Genomic DNA, 21123 nt, shown 5'->3' with positions numbered 1-21123 from the left:
GAAATTATACTTAACAGATGTGCAAAAGTCAAGCTTTTTAGGCTACTTTTTGCGTTTTCTTTTGACATTGGCATCTGGTAGCAAAAACTCTAGATTTCCTACTGCTTTTTTTACCACTTTTTGCTCATTTATGAGCTTATTTAATCTATTTTTGCTTGTTTCATCAAAAAGCAGGTTTATGTCGTCCATTGTCAGTGGTCTTTTATCCAGAGTGTTGAGTATATCTTCTTCGCTGTATAAAGAGTTGTTTGGCTCTGCATGAACTCTAGAGGCTATATGGATGGGTATAGAGCTGTCAAACATTAAAGAGGCCTCATGTAGCTCTTTATAGCTGATTCCAACTACAGGGTATGCCGGAGGTCTATCTATGGTGCCTAAATCTACACGGGATGCATTTATGTCTAAAAGAGCTTCATTAAGTTTTGCTATCTCTTCTTTTGTGTCGTTTAGTCCATGAACAAAAAGTATCTCTATAAAGAGCTTGCCTTTATAGACTTTACTAAACTCCTGCACCTTTTTTACGACTTCATCTACTTTTATATTTGCATGCGGTCTGTCTATTCTTTTAAAGACATCATCGCTTATGGCATCTAGAGATAGTTTTACCTGGTCCAGTTTGAGAAGTGTGTTAAATATCTTATCATCTACAAGCGTAGCACTGTTTGTAAGTATGAGAGTCTCAGTCTTGTTTTTTATCTTGTCTATCTCATCAATGAGTTCGCTCAGATGCGGGTATAGAGTAGGCTCTCCGTTTGCAGTCAGCGTTATGACATCTATTTTATCACTTAGATGTTCCCTCAAGTCGTTTATGATTTGTTCTACTGTTACGGTGTTTGACTGTGCATCTACGGTGGCCGTCGGGGCAAGTTCGCAGTAAAGACAGTCGAAGTTACATTGTTTAAGGGCAGGGGAGAGGTCGACACCCAGAGAAGAACCGAATCTTCTTGAGTTTATAGGACCGAAAATTGTTTGCATTTATTTCTTACTAACTCTTTGACACTCTTTTACGAAGTGTATAGCATTTTCTACAGGTACATCAGGAAGGATTCCGTGACCAAGGTTAAAGATGTGGCGTTTAGTTCCCATAGTCTTCTGAAGAGACTCAACACATTCAGTTGTCATCTCTTTTGAGTAAAGACGACACGGTTCCATGTTTCCTTGAAGAACATACTTGTCTCCAAGTTTCTCTTTTGCAAGTGCCATAGGAGTTGACCAGTCAACACCAAACACCTCAAAGTTTCCGTAAACCTTGTCTAAAAATGCAGGGATACCTTTAGGGAACATGATGATTGGGATATGAGGATATTTTGCTTTTAAGTAGTCTGCAATCTCTACCATGTATTTCCATGAGAACTCGTCATACTTTGACGGTTCAATAGCAGCAGCCCATGAGTCAAAGATTTGAACAACATCGATGCCCGCTTGGATTTGTTTTTCCATATAAAATTTTACGACTTCTGTTACTTTTGCAAGTATCTTGTGTAGAAGTGCAGGGTTTGAGTACATCATCTTTTTACAAATGTTGTAAGTCTTTGTGCCTTCGCCTTCTATCATGTACGTAGCAAGTGTCCACGGAGCACCCGTAAAACCGATTAGAGCTTTGTCATCTGCAAGCTCTTTTTTGATTAGCTCAATAGTCTCATAAACATAAGTAAGTTTAGATGCAGCCTCTTCACCGCCGATAAGTCTGTCTATGTCGGCATTGGTTTTGATAGGGTCGTTGAACTTCGGTCCGAAACCTTTGATGAACTCCAAGTCCATTCCCATCTCATCAGGGATGACTAAGATGTCACTAAATAAAATAGCAGCATCTACGCCCACGATATCAACCGGTTGAAGTGTTACTTCACAAGCTTTTTTTGGATCATGACAAAGGTTTAAAAAGTTTCCTGCCTGTGCGCGAACTTCCATGTACTCAGGTAAATAACGACCCGCTTGTCTCATCATCCAAACCGGAGTGTACGGAGTCTCTTTACCTAGACATGCATCTACAAATATTTTACTCATTAATGTTTTCCTACTTTCCCTAAAAAATATAAACCAACCGCTACTGCAGTTATAGATAGCGCGAAGTATAGCATATCTAGCGCGCCATTGTATTGTGTATGACCAACTTTTTGAAAAAATCCTACAACAAGTACCATTACGATAACTTTTGAGATTTTATCTTTAAGCTGGTCAAGTGAATGAATAGTTAAAATCTTATTTTCATTTCCTTCTTCACATTTAGCAACATCTATATCCGAGATGAAAAGCTCGTAAAGACCGAATGAAAAAAGAAGCATAACGACACCGATAAGGTAAAGGTCAACTGCTCCTATGATTCCACCCACTACATCTTCATGAAAATTTGCAGGATGAGCATGGTTTATATATGTTGTAATTACAAACTTTGCAGTATCATATATATCAAATGAAGCTACAATAAAAAGAACGACAGCACCTATAAGACCAAAGATTACTGCAAGTATAATTATAAATCTTGAACTCCATAAAGAGCCTTCGAACATTCTTTCTATCATTATTCTCCTCCTTCCATTTCTACCCATTTTTGAGCGATGCGAACAGCATTTGTAGCAGCACCTACTCTTAGGTTATCTGCAACTATAAACATATGAATCATGTTTTTTGCAAAGTTGTCATTTCTGATGCGACCTACAAAAGTTTCGTTCATATCCACACAAGTTGCAGGCATTGGATAAAGATTATCAGAAGGGTCATCAACTATTACGATGTTTGGAGCTTTTTCAAGAACTTCTCTAGCTTCGTTTGCATCCACATCACAAGCAAATGTCAGTGTCAATGCTTCTGCATGACCGCGAAGTGTAGGAACACGGACACAAGTAGCACTTAAAGGAATCTCTTTGTGCATGATCTTAGTAGTCTCATTAACCATTTTCATCTCTTCTTTAGTGTAACCATTATCCATGAATACGTCTATTTGAGGAATAACATTCAGAGCTATTTGATGAGGAAAAGCTTTATGCTCAGAGTCACTTAGTTTAAACGCAAAGAAGTCCTGCATCTGAGTTACTAACTCTTCCATAGCAGTTTTTCCACCGCCCGAAGTCGCTTGATACGTACTAGCATCTACTCTAATCAAATTATATGCTTCATCGAGTGGTTTAAGTGCTTGAACCATTTGAATAGTAGAACAGTTTGGGTTAGCGATGATTCCCGTGTCTTTCCACTTTGCAATATCTTCAGGGTTTACTTCAGGAACAACCAGAGGGACGTTTGCATCCATTCTAAAGTGAGAAGTGTTGTCAATAACGACCGCACCTGCTTTTACCGCATCCGGAGCAAACTCGGCACTAACACTTCCGCCTGCTGAGAAAAGTGCTATCTCTATCTCTTCATCTTTAAAAATATCATTAGTAAGTTCTTTTATAACTACTTCTCTGCCATTAAACTCAACAGTGTTTCCGGCACTTCTTGAACTAGCCATTGGAACTAATTTGTTTATCGGAAAATCTATCTCTTGTAAAATTGTTAAAATTTCTTCACCAACTGCTCCGTTTGCTCCAACTACTGCTACATTATATTTTCTAGACATATTTTCTCCTATTTATTGTATTTTATTTTGTAAAAAAAGTTCATCTGCCGTTATCTCTTGACCTTCGCTAAGAATAACTGCTCTCTCAACAACTGAGATAAGCTCTCGAATATTGCCAGGCCAACTGTAAGATAAAAGCTGTTCTTGAGCATCATGGCTGAATGTTTTAACATCAAAGCCGTACTTTTTACAGTTGATATCAATCATAGCATCTGCAATTTGCAGTATCTCATCTTTTCTCTCTTTTAAAGGCGGGATGCTAAGAGGTATAGTGTTTAGGCGGTAATATAAATCTTCTCTAAACTCTCCGTCTTTTATCTTGTCTGTTAAGTTTGCGTTTGTCGCGGAGATAACACGTATATCTATTTTTATGCTTTTGGAAGAGCCGAGACGTCTTACTTCTTTCTCTTGCAGAGCACGAAGCAGTTTTGCCTGAACAGCGTAAGGCATCTCTCCTATCTCATCTAGAAAAAGTGTCCCGCCGTTAGCAAGTTCAAACTGTCCCGCTTTTGCTTCTTGTGCATCCGTAAAAGCACCTTTTTCAAAACCAAATAGTTCACTCTCAATCAGATTCTCGGGAATCGCCGCCATATTTATAGCCACAAAAGGTTTTTTCGCTCTAGGTGAATTCTTGTGTATGTAAGAAGCAAATACTTCTTTTCCTACACCGCTTTGACCAAGTAACAAAATACTTGCATCTGTCTTACAAGCTTTATCGGCAATGTTTATAACAGACTCAAGTGCTTTAGATGTTCCTAAAAAACCGCTCGAATCGTTTTTGGTTTTAGGAGCAGACTTTTGTACTTTTTGTATTTTGTCTTCTCTTTTTATAGCTTCAACCAGAGTGTCTACGTCAAAAGGCTTCAGTAAAAAGTCTTTCACTCCAAGCTGAATAGATTCTATAGCACGGGAGAGCGTTGCATTACCTGTCATGATAATCACTTCATACTTGCCGTTTAACTCTTTGACAAACTCTATACCGTCCATTTTTGGCATATTGATATCTGTAATAATAAGGTCAAATGTAGCATCTAGTTTTTTAAGAGCATCTACTGCATTTTTGAATGTGATGATTTCAAACTCTTTATAATCGCTCATAGCGATTTCAAGAGATTTACGCATATTTATATCGTCTTCAACTATTGCAATTTTCACGAAATCAGCCCTTATTTTAAAGGTGCAATTCTAGCGAAATTTTCATTAAAATCGACTTTGAAGCATGTAGTCTTAAGTGTGAGGATAGTCGTAGATGTGTTTTTGTAATTTGTTGTACGCTCTTTATGTTGAACATGAAGCCCGAGTTTGTGAATGTAGTCTATAAATTCCTGAGAGTTTTTTGAGATGGTCTGTTTTAAATCTTCATCGCCGTAACTCGTAAGTATAAGTGCTTCTTGAGGTTTTCCGGTGCATTTTTTCATGGAGTCTGAGATATAAAGAGTTTCATTATAGAGTGTGGCATCTTTGACCACATAACGATACGAGATAAGAAACTCTTTGGCATCCGCAGATGCTAAAGAGCTAAGAAGGATTATTGAGCAAATTGCGCGTGTGAGAGAACAATTTCCATCTCTACTTCGCATAGACCCTCTTTAAAAGTAGTCTCAACAATATTTGAATTTCTAATCATTGCTTTTACTGATGTACGAATAGTTGATCTTTTAACCATCATGTTTTTGATTAGGTCTTGACCATCAATACGAACACCTTTAACTTTCTCAGCAATAAGTCTGTAAGCATCTGCCGTAGCAGCTCTTTTTGCAAGTGCGTAAGCTTGAGCAGGAGAAGTTGTGTTCATCGGTGCTACGCCTTGCCCTGTAACGCTTATAAGAACATTTGAATTCTCTTTTAGAACTTGTTCTTCTTGCTCAGCCGATTTTTTTGTTGCTTTCATATCAGCCATATCTGATTCCATAGAAGCAAGCTTTTCTTCAACTGAAGATATTTGAGTTTCTAGAGAGTTTATTTCTTGAGGTGTTCCGGCTACTAATGCAGAAGCACTTAAAAGTGTTGCTAAAAGCAGAGAATATTTCATGGTGTATCCCTTTTATTAGGCACTAAAAAATGTGCCATTAATTTAATGAAGGAAGAATAGCAAATACTATTCCACTTCTAATGTTGTAGGTGGAGTTGTCTCATCCTCTTCATCTTCTTCCGGTTTTTTAGGACAACGAGAAACATTTACAACATCGTCACCTTTTACAATATATACACCAGATGTGTTTCTGCTAGATTTAGAGATAGTCTGCATATCTACTCTTATCATCTTACCGCCTTTAGTAAGAGCCATCATATCCATTGTTTCATCTACCATTAGACAGCCGACAACATGTTTACCTGTCTTTGGACTCATCTTCATCGCAATAACACCTGAACCACCGCGGTTTGTCAAGCGGTATTCACCGGCATCCGTACGTTTACCGATACCTTTTTCAGCTATGATTAAAATCTCTTGTTCATCATCTGCAATGATGTTAGCATCGATTACTTCATCAGACTCATGTTTGAACTTGATACCTCTAACACCACGAGTGCTACGACCCTGTTCACGAGTTTTTTCAATGTCAAATTTAATACACTGAGCCAACTTAGTGACAATGAATAGATATTTAATAGAACGGTCTGCAATTTTTGCAGTGATTAGTGCATCATCGTCATCAAGAACGATAGCTCTTACACCGTTGCTTCTGATGTTAGAGAATTCACTTAGATTAGTACGTTTAACAACACCTTTTTGCGTAAAGAATACTAAACCTTTCTCTTCACTGAAGTCTGTCGTAGGGATGATAGAACGGATTCTCTCATCAGCCATAAGGTTAAGAAGGTTTACAACCGCTTTACCTTTTGCTATTCTGCTTCCTTCAGGAATTTTGTAGACTTTTAACCAGTGTAGTTGACCACGGTCTGTTACAAAGAGTAAAGTATCATGAGTGTTACAAGTGAAGAATCTTTCTATGAAGTCATCTTCGTAAGTAGTAACGGCTGTTTTACCTTTTCCGCCGCGTTTTTGTTTTTCATATAGAGCAAGAGGAACTCTTTTTATATAGCCTCTGTGAGTGATAGTTACTACCATAGGTTCGTTAGGAATCAAATCTTCGATATCGATGTCATCATAGTCGTCTTCAATCTCTGTTCTTCTTTCATTAGAACCGTAAATCTCAAGAGTTTCATCAAATTCTTCACCAATAATTCCGTGTAAAACTTCTTCACTTTTAAGAATAGATTCTAAATACTCAATAAGTTCTATGAGTTCACGAAGTTCATTTTCAATTTTTTCTATCTCTAAACCTGTTAAACGACCAAGTCTCATAGCTACAATGCTTGTTGCCTGAATTTCACTAAAGTCAAATTCGCTTACCAAATTGTTTTTTGCTTCTTCTTCACTTTTAGAAGCTCTGATTACTCTGATTACATCTTCAATGATTTCTATGGCTTTTTTAAGACCCTCTAATATGTGAGCTCTAGCTTTTGCTTTTTCAAGATCAAAAATAGTACGACGAATAATAATAGTTTTACGGTGATTTATAAAGTGTTTTAATATAGTTATAAGACCAAAGATTCTAGGTTCTTGATTTAATATAGATAGCATGATGATACCAAAAGTAGTCTGCATGCTTGTTTGTTTAAAAAGATTGTTTAGGACTATTTCGCTCATTGCATCTTTTTTCAGTTCAACTACGACTCTCATTCCGTCACGGTCAGATTCGTCACGGATTTCTGAAACACCATCAATCATCTTATCTTTAACAAGATTTGCAATATTTTCAATAAGACGAGCTTTGTTTACTTGATATGGAAGTTCATCGATTACGATAACTTCTTTTTTAGCTTTTTGCTCTATATGAGTTTTTGCACGAACTTTGATACGTCCACGGCCAGTCTCATAAGCGTCCATAATTCCTTTTTTACCAAAGATGATACCGCCGGTTGGAAAATCTGGTGCCTTTACATGTTCCATAATCTCCATTAATGAGATGTCCGGATTTGCAAGAAGCGCTTTTAGGGCAGTTAAAATTTCTCTTGGATTATGCGGAGGTATATTTGTAGCCATACCGACAGCAATACCTGATGAACCGTTAATGAGAAGATTAGGAACACGAGTAGGCATTACGTCTGGCTCTTTAGTAGTACCGTCGTAGTTATCTATCATGTTTACAGTATTTTTTTCAAGATCTTTTAAAAGTTCACCTGCATATTTTGTCATGCGGGCTTCCGTATATCTCATTGCTGCAGCAGAGTCACCGTCAACAGAACCGAAGTTTCCTTGACCGTCGACAAGTTGCATTCTCATTGAAAAGTCTTGAGCCATACGAACAAGAGCATCGTATACAGCTGTATCACCGTGAGGGTGGTATTGACCAATAACATCACCAACTATACGAGCTGATTTTTTGAATTTTGCACCGTGTGAAAGGTTAAGTTTGTCCATTGCATATAGAATTCTTCTGTGAACAGGTTTAAGACCGTCACGAACATCAGGAAGTGCACGACCTACAATTACACTCATAGAGTAATCAAGGTAACTGTTTTGAAGGGTCTCTTCTATATTAATAGTTTGTATCTCGTCGTTGTTTAGCAAATCGCTCATATAAACCACCTAGTTTTGTAAAATAAAATTCATTTATAATATCTGATTAACCCTTAATATATTAGAAAAATAAGATTATTTTTGTAAGAAATTTAATATGTGTGAATATGTGAGACTTTAATAATAGTTGATTAAAAATTAATCAGTTTTTTGATTAATATGTTTCGGTTAACTAGTATACTTTTGGTAGATTAAATATTAAGGATAAATGATGAAGAGATTCTTTCTTGCTCTATTAGCGTTACCGAGTTTGGTATTCGCGGAGGATACATTAAGCGGTGGTGATACTGCCTGGATGTTAGTTGCTACGGCTTTTGTAATGTTAATGACACCTGCGGGGTTAGCACTTTTTTACGGTGGTCTTACTCGTAGTAAGAATGTGCTTAATACTATAGGTATGAGTTTAGGTGCTTACGCAGTTGGTACTTTGGTATGGGTTTTAGTCGGTTATTCAATCGCATTTGGTGACGGTGATATAATAGGTACTGGTAAAGTTATGTTGTCTGGAATCACATCAAGTTCATTAACAGGTACTATCCCTGAACTACTGTTTGTCGCGTTTCAAGGGACTTTTGCTGCGATTGCCGTTGCAATTGCCAGCGGTTCTATGATTGAGAGAGTTAAATTCTCTACATTTATGATATTTGCGGCACTATGGATAGTTGCTGTATATGCACCTGTAACACACTGGGCATGGGGTGGTGGTGAGACACTTAACTTTGGAGAAATGGACTTTGCCGGAGGTACGGTTGTTCACCTAAATGCTGGTGTTGCAGGTTTTGTTGTTGCGATGATACTAGGACGTAGAAAAGATTACGGTAAAGCTGCAATCAAACCTTTTTCTCCTGTATTGGTTGTGCTTGGTGCTGCTCTGTTATGGTTCGGTTGGTTCGGTTTCAATGCCGGAAGTGAAGTTGCTGCTGACGGTACTGCTGCATCTGCATTCTTAGTTACAAACGTTGCTGCTTCTCTTGGTGTTATAGGTTGGATAACTGTTGAGTGGTTAGTGTATAAAAAAGCTACATTGGTTGGCGGTGCTTCCGGTGCAGTTGCTGGTCTTGTCGCTATTACTCCTGCTTCTGGTTCTGCCGGTGTTGAAGGTGCGATTATTATCGGTCTTGTCGGTGGTGCATTAGGTTTTTATGGTGTTGCTAAACTTAAAACTATGTTCAAGGTTGATGACTCTTTAGATGCATTTTGGATTCACGGTCTAGTAGGTATCTGGGGTTCGATTGCAACGGCAATATTTATAGCTGACTATGCACTACCTGAAAACTACAACATGGGTTCACAATTAGTAGCTCAGTTTAGTGCTATTGGTTTGACAATAGTTTATAGTGGTATAGTTACTGCAATCGTATACTTTATAGCTTCTGCAATCACTGGTGGCGGTAGAGTTGATGAAGAGACTGAAAGTCGCGGTCTTGATGAAACTGTTCATGGTGAAAAGGTTATAAACTTATAACATGAAATAAGCAAAGCCTATTGCTATATGCTCCCTTTGGGAGTAAAACTATTGGTATTTGCTTAAAACTATAAAAATAGCTAAAATGCTAAAATTAAATTGGAGAGATATTATGAAAAGAATAGAAGCGGTTATAAAACCATTTAAATTAGAAGATGTAAAAGACGCACTTGCTGAAATCGGGATTACGGGTATGACGGTCAGTGAAGTTAAAGGTTATGGTCGCCAAAAAGGTCATAGTGAACTTTATCGCGGTGCTGAGTATGTTGTAGATTTTTTACCAAAGATTAAAATGGAAATGGTTGTAAATGATGATATGGTTGAGCAGGTGACAAGCACTATTGTTGAAGCGGCAAGAACCGGTAAAATCGGTGACGGTAAGATCTTTGTCAGTGACATAGAACAAATCATCAGAATTAGAACTGGTGAAACAGACAACGAGGCTGTATAAATTTATCAAACTGATTAAAAATTAATCAATCAAAAAAATATCTGCACTTTTTTTAGGCTATAATTGCCCCTTTTAAGATATCAAAGGGGTATATTATATGTTAGAAGCTGATTTTAAATACATTATTGACACTTTCTTTTCATTGTTTGCAATGGTGTTAATAATCTTCATGGTTCCCGGTTTTGCAATGCTTGAAGCTGGACTGGTCAGAACTAAAAACGTTACTTCCGTTTTAACTATCAATGTTATGATTTACGCAGTTGCATCTATTGCATTCTTGCTTATTGGTTATTCACTTGCATTTGGCTCATGGGAGAATGACAGTATGAGCATCTGGGCTGCATTTTTGTTTCAAATGGCATTTGTAGGGAAGACTATAAATATTATGAGTGGTGGTGTAAGTGAACGTGTCCGTATTATCCCTTTGGCTATTTTTGCTGTTATTATGGGTGGCGTAATCTACCCGTTGGTTGTAAACGTTAGCTGGGGTGCTGATATGATCGCAGATACATTTTTAGATTTAAATATGTATGACCTTGCGGGCTCGACTGTTATTCATTCAACAGGCGGCTGGGCTTTGTTGGCGGCAATTATAATTATGGGCTCTCGTAAAGGCCGTTATGTAAACGGTAAAATAAAAGTTATACCGGCTTCAAATATTCCTTTAGTTGTACTGGGTGCATTCTTACTATGGATAGGGTGGTTTGGCTTTAACGGTGGTTCTGTAGGTTCAATTTCTAGTGTCGAAAATGCAAATACCGTAGCTAAGACTATCATGAATACAAATACTGCGGGTCTTGCAGGTGCTATTATTGCCGGAATTATTATGCATGCAAGATATAAACTTTTTGATATTACTATGATTTTAAACGGCGCATTAGGCGGGTTGGTTGCTGTAACTGCTGCTCCTGACTTGTATGATATGCACACTCCTATACTTATAGGTGTAATAGGTGGTGCATTAGTTGTTTTTGCTGTTCCTATTTTTGACAAACTTAAACTTGACGATCCTGTTGGTGCTCTTTCTGTTCACCTTGTTAATGGCATCTGGGGGACACTTGCTGTTGGTATTTTTGTTGACAGCATTTCTTTTATGGATCAACTAAAAGGAGTCGTAGTTGTAGCAGTTTTTGCTTTTAGCGTTTCTTTTGTTGTTTTATATCTAATTAATAAAGTATCAAGATTTAGAGCTGAAGATGATGCTCAGGTCGAAGGTATGGACGTTAATGAGTGTGGTGTTGAAGCTTATCCGGAGTTTAAAAGAGCCATTTAACGATACAATCTACCTTCATCATACAAAGCCCAAATATCTTTGGGCTTTAATTCTTATATAACACATAATTAGTTATTATCATACTTATGATTAGACACAGCAGTTCATTTCTTTTTTCACTAATCCTTCATGGGGCTTTACTCTTTGTCATATTTTTTACATGGAAAAATATTCCATCTATAAATAAGGTTGATTGTGAAGATAAAGTTTCTATCAAACTTTGTGATGTGATAACTAAAAAACCGCTTGATAAACCAAAAATTGAGCCAAAATTAAAACCAAAACCAATTCCAAAAAAAATCGAAAAAGTAAAAACCAAACCAAAATTAAAACCAAAGTCTGTTGAAAAAAAAATAGAAGTAGTGAAAGAAGTACCTAAAGTTGTTCCTGAAATAGAAGAAGTTGTGTTAGAGGAAGTAAAAGAAGAAAAAGTCGTTGAAGAAAAGTCTGTAGAAGTTACTCAGACAGTTCAAGAAAAAGTCATTGAAAAAGATATCGTAATTGAAGATGCACAGACTAAACAAGTGCGTCTTGAACAAACGTATATGCAAGAGCATTTAGCCAAGATAAGAGAGCTTTTACAAGATAATCTATACTATCCACGAAGAGCCAGAAAAAGCGGTACAGTAGGAGATGTTATGGTGAAGTTTACACTATCAACAGATGCAACGGTTTATTCGATTGAAGTTCTTTCTTCAAATAGTGAAATATTAAGTCGTGCCGCTATAAAAACTATTGAGAATCTCTCAGGAGATTTTCCAAAACCAAATGAAGAGTTGATACTACATGTCCCGATAAATTTTTCACTGCATGCTCAATGATATAAACTTATTCTACAGGATTAAAATACTCTTTAGCTGAGCCACAGCCTGGACATACCCAATTCTCAGGCAAATCTTCAAATGCAGTTCCAGGAGGTATACCGCCCTTCGCATCACCGACTTCAGGATCATATATCCATCCGCAAAATACACATTTGTATTTTTTCATATTTTCTCCTTTTCATATTTGTTTTGAAGCTTTATAGTTACCGTCGTCTCTTCATCTTCTGAAGATATCTCAATAGTGCCGTTCATAGACTCTTTTAGTATGTTAAAAGCATTGTAAAGACCTAAACCTACGGAGTTCTGTTCCTCTTTTGTGCTTACATATGGTTCGAAAATTCTAGGCAGTAGACTTTTCTCTATACCACCTGCATTATCAACTATTGTTATATAGGTAAAAAGATCGGTTTGTTTAGTAGATATTTTAGTAAGTTTTTCTTTTTTTGCAGGGTTTTTTTTAAAAGCTTCTATAGAATTAGTGTAAATATTTATAAGTATTTTTATTAATTCATTTTGAAAATAAAAAATATCCTTTTGCTCTTTAAAATCAGTTTGAAGAATAATGTTGTTTGACTTAAAACGGTCTTGAATTAATTGTAAACTTTTTTCAATGCTGTTGTTTATATTGTTTAGAGAAGTTTCTTTTTCTATATGTGAAATTTGACGAAATTCATCAAGCGTATTAGACAGCTCTATAACCGCACCGTTTATCTTAGTAAGTGATTTGTCTAATGATTCAGTAGTTATCTTCCCTAACTCATTTTCTATGGCAATATCCATGGCTATTATATTTATAACAGAAAGAGGTTGTCTCCATTGATGTGCAAGCATTTGAACCGTCTCATTTACCGTAAGAAGTCTGTTTTGATTTAAAATCAGAGCATCTTTATGTGCATTCATAAATTGAGATTCAATACGTACTTTTAGATTGGTTATATTGACGGGTTTTGTAACAAAATCATTGGCTCCGGCTTCAAAGCTTTTTTCAAGTGTTTCGTCACTATTGTCTGCCGTAATCATAATAATAGGGATTTTATTGCAATTTGGACTTTGACGAATAGTCTTACAAGCTTCAAGACCGTCTATCTGAGGCATCATTACATCTAAAAGAATCATGTCAATGTTGTTGTATTTTAATATCTCATATGCTTCAACTGCCGATGTAGCACTGAAAATAGAAGTATAGCCTTCATCTTCGAGCAGACTCTGAAGTATAACTATATTTACTCGGTTGTCATCTACTACTAAAATATTTTTAGCATAAAAATCTATCTGCATAGCCGCAACCTGTTCAAAAATAATATTGGACTATTATACATGAAAAAAAGTTATTTGATACTAAAGAAAGAATAAGGGTAAAATAAAAGAAAGTTTTATAGAGAAAAGTTGGTGACCCCGAGGAGAATCGAACTCCTGTAACATGGATGAAAACCATGGATCCTGACCGCTAGACGACGGGGCCAACAATTTGTATAGAATGGTGTCCTGTGATGGATTCGAACCATCGGCCACATCATTAAAAGTGACGTGCTCTACCAGCTGAGCTAACAAGACTTTTCCCTCTTATTGTTAAGAGGTCGAAATTATAGGCAAATAGGTTTTAGATGTCAAGATATTTCACAAGGAATTTCTAAATATTTTTAAATTTGTAGTAATTACTCATATAAAACATTATTTTAGGTAAAATATAACAATGAATTATTACAGTTTTGAATATCCTTTTTTAATTTTCTTACTTATACCTATAATTTATTGTCTATATAGATGTAAAGAGTATATGAAGCCTGTTTATTTTGTGCATCTTCAGTTTTTGGCTGCAAAAAAAAGTTTTTTAAAGATAGAGTGGATTATAAAAGTTCTGATTTTTATTTTTCTTTGTATAGCACTGTCTTCTCCTATAGTTGTAGATAAATCAAGTCCAAACAACAGACACGGTAAAGATATAGTCTTAGCAATAGATGCCAGTGGGTCTATGAACTCATCGGGTTTTGATTTTGAAGACGAAGTGAGTGAAGGCAAAAGGCTCAGCAGATTTGAGATAACGAAGCTTATAGCAACAGAGTTTATCAAAAAAAGAGTAAGTGATAATGTTGGAATAGTCCTGTACGGTGATTTTGCTTTTATAGCTTCGCCTATAACATATGAGAAAGAGATAGTATCTCAGATGCTGGGATATCTCACGCAGGGAATGGCAGGGCAGAACACAGCTATAGGTGAAGCCATTGCTATGAGTGTGCGCTCTTTTAAACATTCTAAAGCAAAAACAAAGATAATCATCCTTCTTAGTGACGGAGAACACAACAGCGGAAGCATCTCGCCAAAAGATACGGTAAAAATGGCAAAAGACAAAGATATAAAAATATATACTATCGCCATAGGCAACAAAGGCGAGGCTGATGAAGCACTTCTTGAGGCTATGGCAAAAGAGAGTGCGGGTAAGTTTTTTAGTGCAGGTTCTGCAAAAGAGTTAAAAAAAGTATATGATGAGATCGATAAACTTGAATCATCTAACATTAAGAGTAGAGAGTATCTTTTAAAAAAGTACTATTATCAGATATTTTTACTTTTGGCATCCGGACTGCTTCTTTACCTGCTTTATAGAGAGATAAGAAAATGAGTTTTTTATATCCTGAGTACTTTTGGCTTTTTTTATTTTTAGCTGCAGGTTTTGTGAAAAAAGATTTTAGAGATTTAAGTGTTGTCTCGCTCGGTTATATAGTCACATTTGTTTTTATAGTACTGGCTCTTACTCGTCCTGTAATAGAACAAGAACCCATAAAAAGTGAGCAACTGCTGAGTGATGTTGTCATAGCGGTTGACCTGTCTTACTCCATGCAGGCAAACGATATAAAACCGACAAGACTCAAACGTGCGAAAGAAGTACTAAAAGATCTTATAAAAAGTGAGCACAAAAGTAGATTTGGCATCTTGGGCTTTACTACAAATGCCATAGTCCTCTCACCGATGACACAAGACAGTGAACTGCTTGAGCATCTCTTTAATTCACTGGATGAAAAACTTATCATTACAAAAGGCTCTTCAGTGATGCCTGCTTTAAAGCTGGCAAGAAAGATGTCGAAGTCAAAAGATCTAAGTGTTGTGATATTAAGTGATGGGGCTGATGAAGCCAGTTACGAAGATGAAGCAAGGTTTGCAAAAGAGAACTCAATGGTTGTAAATGTGTTTATGCTCGCTACAAAGATAGGCGGAACACTGAGCTTAGAAAATGGGGAACTCTTAAAAGATGAGACTAACGATATAGTAGTAAGCAGAGAAAACTCCGCTATAAAAATAATCTCAGATGCCACAGGCGGAGTATATACAAGCAGTTTTAATAAACTCACAGATGCCCTGCAAAATCAAAAAACAGACGATAAAAAATCTCAAACGACAATCATTCAAAATCTGGAACTTTTTTACTATCTTATTGTTTTGGCGATTCTCTCATTTTTAGTAAGCGTGACAACTTTAAAGCGTTATGTTTTAGCCTTTTTACTTCTTTTTGGTGTGAGTTTGAATGCAAATATTTTAGATGTTTTTGAAGATGAAAACAGAGTGGAGTTTAAAAAAGCCAGCTCTTACTATAGGAGTGGAGAGTACGAAAAAGCGTTAAACTCTTATGAAAGAGTAAAATCAGCAGATGCAGAGTTTAAGTCTGTGGTTTATTACAACATGGGCAATTCACTTGTCAGGCTCAAAGAGTTTAAAAAAGCAAGAGATGCTTACCTGAAATCACTTACTCTTAGTTACTCTAAAGAAGCTGATGAAAATCTGAACTATATCAAAGATGTAGATGAGCAGATGCAGATGAAGACAGGTAAGCAAAAAAGCGCTAAAAAATCATCTATCGCAAAAAAAGAGAGTTTAGATAAAAAGAAAAAAGAGGGAGGAAGTTCAAATATGAAAGTGAGTGCCAGTGCAAGCAGCGGTGCTGAAGATGAAGGTAAAAAAACCTCTTCAGAGGCAAAAGTAGACCTTAACTCGGGTAAGGCGAAACTAAGCTCAAAGCAGTACGAACTAATTAATAAAAGGGGAGTTAATGAGAAACAACCTTGGTAGAATAATTTTAACGCTCTTAATATTTTTGCATCTGGATGTTTTAGCTTCTACATATAAATGGAGTGTAGAATCAGATAAAGGTCTTGCAATGACAAATGAGGCTGTATACCTGAAATATGTATGTGAGTACAATGATACCGCAGGGCTTTACGTCATTGAGTTCAATCCGGTAATAGACAATGAACAATACTCTATTGAGATTTTAAGTGAGAACGAGAGAATTAAAAACGGTAAAAAAATAAACACTTATGAATTTGTAGTCCTTGTAAAAAAGCCGGGGAAAATAGAGATTGTTTTAGATACTACAATGAAAAAAACAAACAAAGACTCCATTCAAAATACTGTTTTGGGCCGTGACAACGCTGACTATGAAGAGTTTTCAAAAAAAGTTATAAAACAAAAAGCCGTAATCATCGACGTTAAGCAAAGCAGTACAGACTTAGTCGGAGAGTTTACTTTAAAAGTTAAAAAAGATAAAGCTGAAGTAAAAGCCTATGAGCCTTACCACCTTGAAGTCTCCATAGAAGGAAAAGGAAATTTTAAAGCTCTAAAACCTATAACTTTTAATATAGAGGAAGTGAAAGTCTTTTCACAAAAAGTTATAGAAGATACACAACTGACAAAAGAGGGATATAAAGGAGTCTGGAGTCAGAAGTTTGCTTTTGTCGGCGAGAATGATTTTAAAATTCCAAGGCTGAGCATGGAATATTTTGATTTAAAAGATAAAAAGCTAAAAAAACTGATAATAGATGAGACAGAGATAAAAGTCACAAAAGCATATAAAAAAGAAGAACTCCTAGATGAACAGAAGAAGAGCTTTGTCTTTAGCTACGGCTTTATATATTACATACTGACATTCATAGCGGGATTTCTTTTTGCAAAGATAAAATTTAAAAAAGTAAAAAAGACAAATTCCGCAGATGCCTCCTTTAGCGCGAAAATACAAGATACAAAATCATTAGAAGAACTTATGATGATATTAGCTTTAAAAGACTCAAAAAAATATGAAAATATTATAAATAAAATAGAGAATAAAGAGATGAAATCTCTAAAAGAGGCGAAAAATGTCATAAAGTTAAAGTTGGGTTAAATGTTTTTTAACTAAAATTGATTAAATTTTTTTAAAGGGAAGATAAATGAAATTATCATTGAAACTGTTATTAACGGCATCTGCTGTAGCACTACTAATGAGCGGTTGTGCTCAAAAAGTAAGAATCAAGGCCTTAGACCCGGCAGAAGTTGGAGAAATGGCTACGAAGAAAAAAGTTGCAATAAGCGGTTTTAAAAATGATAACCATGGTTTATCAGGTAAAATTGAGTCTCAAATAGCGAGACACAAGCTAGATAAAAAAAGATATTTTACTGTTGTAAGCAGAAAAGATTTAAACAAGATTATGGCCGAGCAAAAACTTCAATCATCAGAGTTGATGGATGAAGCGACAGCTACTAAAGTCGGTAAACTAATAGGTGCTCAGGCTGTTATCAACGGTGAAATAGCATCTGCAACTGCAACTACCGATAAGTATGTAGAAGACAGAGAAAAGTGTCTTAAATGGACTAAGGAGGGTTGTGCCAGATATAAGCACTACAGAGTCACTTGTAAGACAATTCAGGCTGAAGTCTCTGCAAATCTTAATATCGTAAATGTTGAAACAGGTTCAATAATCTATGGTGACACAATCAATAAAGAGTATAGTGGAGATTCTTGTAGAAAAGCCATTCTTTCTAAGGGTCAGGCTTTAAATAGATTGACGGACGCGATTGCTAGTGAGTTTGTATACAAATTGACTCCCCACTATATCTACTTTAATGTAGCATTGCTTGACAAAATAGAACTTAAAACAGTAACTGACAAACAAGAGAAGATTTTCGAAACATCATTGGCATATATCAAAGCAGGACGCATGGATAAAGCTGAATCAATGTTGCAAGGACTTCTTGATGAGTTAAACGGTAAATCTTATGTAGTAGCATTTGTATACGGTGTTGTACAAGAAGCACAAGGCAAACTTGATGATGCGAAAAAAATGTATGCAATGGCTGATGATTTAACAATTGAGCCTGTCGAAGAGATTAACTTAGCACTTTCTAGAATTGACAGATCGATTGTTAAGAGAGAAGAAGCAAAGAAGCAGATGAATGCCAAGTAAAACGAGATTAATTAAAAGTTTACTATTATTAACTTCTACAGCCCTTATATTTAGTGGTTGTGGAGGCAGCTCGTCATCTGTTGCTCCTGCCGCAAAACCAACTCCAAAAGTACTGCCTGCTTGGATTAACGCACCGCTTCCAAGTGACAACGATAAGTTTATGTACGGTATGAGTGTAGAGTCTGACAGAGAGTCTGCAATCAAAGCGGCACTAAGCGATATGATTGCCAAACTTGGTACGACGATAGAGTCTTCATATGAGTCAAATGAAGAAGTTCGGGGCGCATTTGTAAACTCTAATATTAAAAATCAAATCAAATCAGACGTATCTAAGATAAAGATTAATAACTACAAGATTATCAAGTCTCATAAAGTGAGTTACAGAGAATTTGCCGTAATGATCGAGACAGATAAACAAAAGCTAGTTAAAGGTTTAAAAGAGAATCTTGAAGTAAAGAAAACCAGTATATCTCAAAAGTATGCTTCTTTAAAAGGCAGAGATTCTCTAACTAGATATAACACTAAAAAAGAACTCTCAGAGAGTGCCTCTGAACTACTGTCTGAAGTTTTGATTATTGCAGAGCTTGATAGAAGTTTTAACAAAAAGGAAAATTTAGACTTCATAACTAAAAAACAAAAAGAATTTTTAGCAGAGTCTAAAAAACTTAAGTTTTTCGTAAAAGGTGATCAAAAATCGTACAAGTTTGCAGGGAGTATTAAAAACTATCTTGCACAAAACGGTTATAACGTTACAAACTCAAACAAAAATGCGGTACAGATAAAAGTAAAAACTACAGAGAATATAAGTGGAAGTAACTCTATGAGAATAGCTGTTTTAACAGTGGATGTAAGCGTTTTTGACAAAGAACAACGCATCGGCGGTAAATCGGTTATAGTAAAAGAGAGATACAACGGTTCCATTGCCAGCGTATATAAAAATGCTTCAATTCATTTAGAACAAGACATCAAATCTCAAGGTATCAATCAAGTTATAGGCATTAATCTTAACATAGATTAATTGCCCTATACTTCTGCTATGTATAAACAACCTCAAATATACTATCTATCTCGTGAAAAACTAAAAGATAAACTCTATTTTAAAGAGCAGATATGTGCCGACATGGATAACAGCTACTACTGGAGTGACGACTGGTCTAGTGATTTTTACATAGAGTTGGCAGATGCCGGTTTTATAAGCACTTCATATGACACAAAAGGCGGATTGGTTCTGCTTCCCGAACTTCAGTATGATTATGCACTTTTAGATTTTAAAGACTTGCATATCTCAAAAAAAGTAAAAAAACTCATCAATGATGATAGTTATACGTTTAGTATAAACAACAGATTTTACGAAGTAGTTGAGAAAATCTCAAATCAACATAAATACAATTGGTTAAAAGAAGAGTATTTAGAGCTTCTTAAAGAGTTACATGTAAACGATAATGAAAAGAGAAACTTTAAAATCATCTCAGTGGAGATAATATACAAAGATTCAAATGAATTGATAGCAGGAGAAGTCGGTTACGTCATCGGCACTACATACACAAGCCTGAGCGGATTCAGCTCAAAAGAAAAAAAATATAACAATTACGGAACTCTGCAACTTGTCTTACTGGCAAAGTACTTAGAAAACAGAGGTTTTTCTTTTTGGAATCTTGGCCATTCTCATATGGAATATAAGAAAAAACTCGGATGTAAAGTCTATGAAAGAAACGAGTTTTTAAAAAGATGGAACAAGAGTAAAATTTCACCAATCATTAACCCCGCTTAGATATACTTACGTCAGATTAAACATAAGGTCATCAACATATGATTTCTAAGATACAAATGATAAAACAAGAAGTTTCTAAAGTAGTTGTAGGGCAAGATAAGATGATAGACGGGTTGCTTATCGCGCTTTTATGTGAAGGGCATATCCTTATAGAGGGTGTTCCGGGACTTGCAAAGACCACAACTGTCAATGCATTGGCAAAATCATTGGGACTCAACTTTAAAAGAGCTCAGTTTACTCCAGACCTGTTGCCTTCCGATATTCTTGGTGCTGAGATTTACGATCCGCAAAACAACAGTTTTAAAATCAAAAAGGGACCGATCTTTACAAATCTTCTTTTGGCAGATGAGATTAACCGTGCCCCAGCAAAAGTGCAATCTGCTCTGCTTGAAGTAATGCAGGAAAAGCAGGTTACTCTAGGAGATGCTACATTTAAGTTAGACCTTCCGTTTTTTGTAATGGCTACTCAAAATCCTGTGGAACAGGAGGGTGTTTACCAGCTCCCAGAAGCTCAACTTGACAGATTTATGTTAAAGATAGTGGTTGATTACAATACAAAAGAAGAAGAGCTTGAGATTGCAAGACGCATCTCGAGTGGCAAGTTCGAAAGTATAGAAGCAGTTATAACTCATGAAGATTTAGAAGAGTTGAAAAAAGCCATCAAAGAAATACATGTAGATGCCGAAGTTGAAGAATATATCATAGAACTTGTAAATGCAACCAGAAATCCTGCTGATTATGGACTTGATGAACTCAAAGACTTTATTCAGTTCGGTGCATCTCCGCGTGTGAGTATAGACATGTTTAAAGCTGTAAAAGCAATGGCATACTTAAGAGGTAAAGATTTTGTAACTCCTGTTGATGTCGCTTACATCGCAAAAGAGATTATGCGTCACCGTATAGTCTTGACTTATGAAGCTGAGGCAGAAGGTGTTACGACTGATGAAATAATACAAAAAGTTTTAGAAACTGTAGCAATCCCGTAGGTT

The 21123-nt window shown here is 36.1% G+C and carries 21 protein-coding genes and 2 tRNA genes; 11 read left to right on the top strand and 12 right to left on the bottom strand.

Translation table 11 applies throughout. From position 1 onward, the window contains the following. Positions 1-42 precede the first annotated feature (42 nt). From ABYK18_RS07840 to gyrA, 8 genes are all read right to left on the bottom strand, one after another. Positions 43-975, bottom strand: a complete 933-nt coding sequence (locus ABYK18_RS07840) for a radical SAM protein (RefSeq protein WP_373036109.1) — start codon at positions 973-975, stop codon at positions 43-45. Next, positions 976-2007 (bottom strand): uroporphyrinogen decarboxylase, encoded by a 1032-nt coding sequence (hemE, locus tag ABYK18_RS07835; RefSeq protein WP_373036108.1) that lies wholly within the window; start codon positions 2005-2007, stop codon positions 976-978. Further along, complete coding sequence (locus ABYK18_RS07830) at positions 2007-2522, bottom strand: YqhA family protein (protein ID WP_373036107.1); 516 nt, start codon at positions 2520-2522, stop codon at positions 2007-2009. Before ABYK18_RS07830 ends, hemE begins: the two co-directional genes overlap by 1 nt. Next, positions 2522-3556 (bottom strand): aspartate-semialdehyde dehydrogenase, encoded by a 1035-nt coding sequence (locus ABYK18_RS07825; RefSeq protein ID WP_373036106.1) that lies wholly within the window; start codon positions 3554-3556, stop codon positions 2522-2524. Before ABYK18_RS07825 ends, ABYK18_RS07830 begins: the two co-directional genes overlap by 1 nt. A gap of 12 nt (positions 3557-3568) precedes the next feature. Then, positions 3569-4711: a sigma-54-dependent transcriptional regulator gene (locus ABYK18_RS07820; protein ID WP_373036105.1), complete on the bottom strand. Its 1143-nt coding sequence runs from the start codon at positions 4709-4711 to the stop codon at positions 3569-3571. 11 nt (positions 4712-4722) lie between these two features. Further along, positions 4723-5136 (bottom strand): hypothetical protein, encoded by a 414-nt coding sequence (locus ABYK18_RS07815; protein WP_373036104.1) that lies wholly within the window; start codon positions 5134-5136, stop codon positions 4723-4725. Next, the gene (locus ABYK18_RS07810; RefSeq protein ID WP_373036103.1) at positions 5085-5588 is read right to left on the bottom strand and encodes an LPP20 family lipoprotein; all 504 of its coding nucleotides are present in this window, start codon (positions 5586-5588) and stop codon (positions 5085-5087) included. The genes ABYK18_RS07815 and ABYK18_RS07810 overlap by 52 nt, the downstream gene beginning before the upstream one ends. A 66-nt stretch (positions 5589-5654) precedes the next feature. Next, positions 5655-8141, bottom strand: a complete 2487-nt coding sequence (gene gyrA, locus ABYK18_RS07805) for a DNA gyrase subunit A (RefSeq protein WP_373036102.1) — start codon at positions 8139-8141, stop codon at positions 5655-5657. Between the two features lie 211 nt (positions 8142-8352). Here gyrA and ABYK18_RS07800 point away from each other — a divergent pair, with 211 nt between their 5' ends. The 4 genes from ABYK18_RS07800 (at position 8353) to ABYK18_RS07785 (ending at position 12151) form a co-directional block, all read left to right on the top strand. Continuing rightward, positions 8353-9606 carry an ammonium transporter gene (locus tag ABYK18_RS07800; protein WP_373036101.1) on the top strand — a complete coding sequence of 418 codons (1254 nt, stop codon included), beginning with the start codon at positions 8353-8355 and terminating at the stop codon, positions 9604-9606. 112 nt (positions 9607-9718) lie between these two features. Beyond that, complete coding sequence (locus ABYK18_RS07795; protein WP_373036100.1) at positions 9719-10057, top strand: P-II family nitrogen regulator; 339 nt, start codon at positions 9719-9721, stop codon at positions 10055-10057. Between the two features lie 97 nt (positions 10058-10154). Further along, entirely contained in the window at positions 10155-11330 is a 1176-nt protein-coding gene (locus tag ABYK18_RS07790; protein WP_373036099.1) for an ammonium transporter, read from the top strand. An 86-nt stretch (positions 11331-11416) separates the two neighbouring features. Beyond that, positions 11417-12151 carry an energy transducer TonB gene (locus ABYK18_RS07785; RefSeq protein ID WP_373036098.1) on the top strand — a complete coding sequence of 245 codons (735 nt, stop codon included), beginning with the start codon at positions 11417-11419 and terminating at the stop codon, positions 12149-12151. 7 nt (positions 12152-12158) lie between these two features. Here the strand turns inward: ABYK18_RS07785 and rd are convergent, their stop codons facing one another. From rd to ABYK18_RS07765, 4 genes are all read right to left on the bottom strand, one after another. Next, the gene (rd, locus tag ABYK18_RS07780; protein WP_373036097.1) at positions 12159-12320 is read right to left on the bottom strand and encodes a rubredoxin; all 162 of its coding nucleotides are present in this window, start codon (positions 12318-12320) and stop codon (positions 12159-12161) included. After that, positions 12317-13432 (bottom strand): response regulator, encoded by a 1116-nt coding sequence (locus tag ABYK18_RS07775; protein ID WP_373036096.1) that lies wholly within the window; start codon positions 13430-13432, stop codon positions 12317-12319. The genes rd and ABYK18_RS07775 overlap by 4 nt, the downstream gene beginning before the upstream one ends. Positions 13433-13541: 109 nt before the next feature. Then, positions 13542-13616, bottom strand: a tRNA-Glu gene (locus tag ABYK18_RS07770). Positions 13617-13632: 16 nt separating this feature from the next. Next, positions 13633-13708: transfer RNA gene (locus tag ABYK18_RS07765), tRNA-Lys, on the bottom strand. Between the two features lie 223 nt (positions 13709-13931). On the opposite strand from ABYK18_RS07765, the gene ABYK18_RS07760 reads away from it, so the two are divergent. Genes ABYK18_RS07760 through ABYK18_RS07730 form a run of 7 tightly spaced genes read left to right on the top strand, consistent with a single transcriptional unit; the run spans position 13932 to position 21120 of the window. Beyond that, entirely contained in the window at positions 13932-14771 is an 840-nt protein-coding gene (locus tag ABYK18_RS07760; RefSeq protein ID WP_373036095.1) for a VWA domain-containing protein, read from the top strand. Further along, positions 14768-16213: a VWA domain-containing protein gene (locus tag ABYK18_RS07755; RefSeq protein ID WP_373036094.1), complete on the top strand. Its 1446-nt coding sequence runs from the start codon at positions 14768-14770 to the stop codon at positions 16211-16213. Before ABYK18_RS07760 ends, ABYK18_RS07755 begins: the two co-directional genes overlap by 4 nt. After that, positions 16194-17303, top strand: a complete 1110-nt coding sequence (locus tag ABYK18_RS07750; RefSeq protein ID WP_373036093.1) for a hypothetical protein — start codon at positions 16194-16196, stop codon at positions 17301-17303. Before ABYK18_RS07755 ends, ABYK18_RS07750 begins: the two co-directional genes overlap by 20 nt. 46 nt (positions 17304-17349) lie before the next feature. Further along, the gene (locus ABYK18_RS07745; RefSeq protein ID WP_373036092.1) at positions 17350-18363 is read left to right on the top strand and encodes a CsgG/HfaB family protein; all 1014 of its coding nucleotides are present in this window, start codon (positions 17350-17352) and stop codon (positions 18361-18363) included. Beyond that, a complete protein-coding gene (locus tag ABYK18_RS07740; RefSeq protein ID WP_373036091.1) occupies positions 18353-19381 on the top strand; it encodes a hypothetical protein in 1029 nt (342 codons plus the stop codon). Before ABYK18_RS07745 ends, ABYK18_RS07740 begins: the two co-directional genes overlap by 11 nt. A gap of 18 nt (positions 19382-19399) precedes the next feature. Continuing rightward, a complete protein-coding gene (locus ABYK18_RS07735; protein ID WP_373036090.1) occupies positions 19400-20134 on the top strand; it encodes a hypothetical protein in 735 nt (244 codons plus the stop codon). A 38-nt stretch (positions 20135-20172) separates the two neighbouring features. Then, positions 20173-21120 carry an AAA family ATPase gene (locus tag ABYK18_RS07730; RefSeq protein WP_373036089.1) on the top strand — a complete coding sequence of 316 codons (948 nt, stop codon included), beginning with the start codon at positions 20173-20175 and terminating at the stop codon, positions 21118-21120. The last annotated feature ends 3 nt before the right edge of the window (positions 21121-21123 follow it).

It is taken from the genome of Sulfurimonas sp. (genome assembly GCF_041563495.1).
Taxonomy (GTDB): Bacteria; Campylobacterota; Campylobacteria; order Campylobacterales; family Sulfurimonadaceae; genus Sulfurimonas.
Note: the sequence above shows the minus strand (reverse complement) of the source record. Positions and strands in the feature narration are given on the sequence as shown.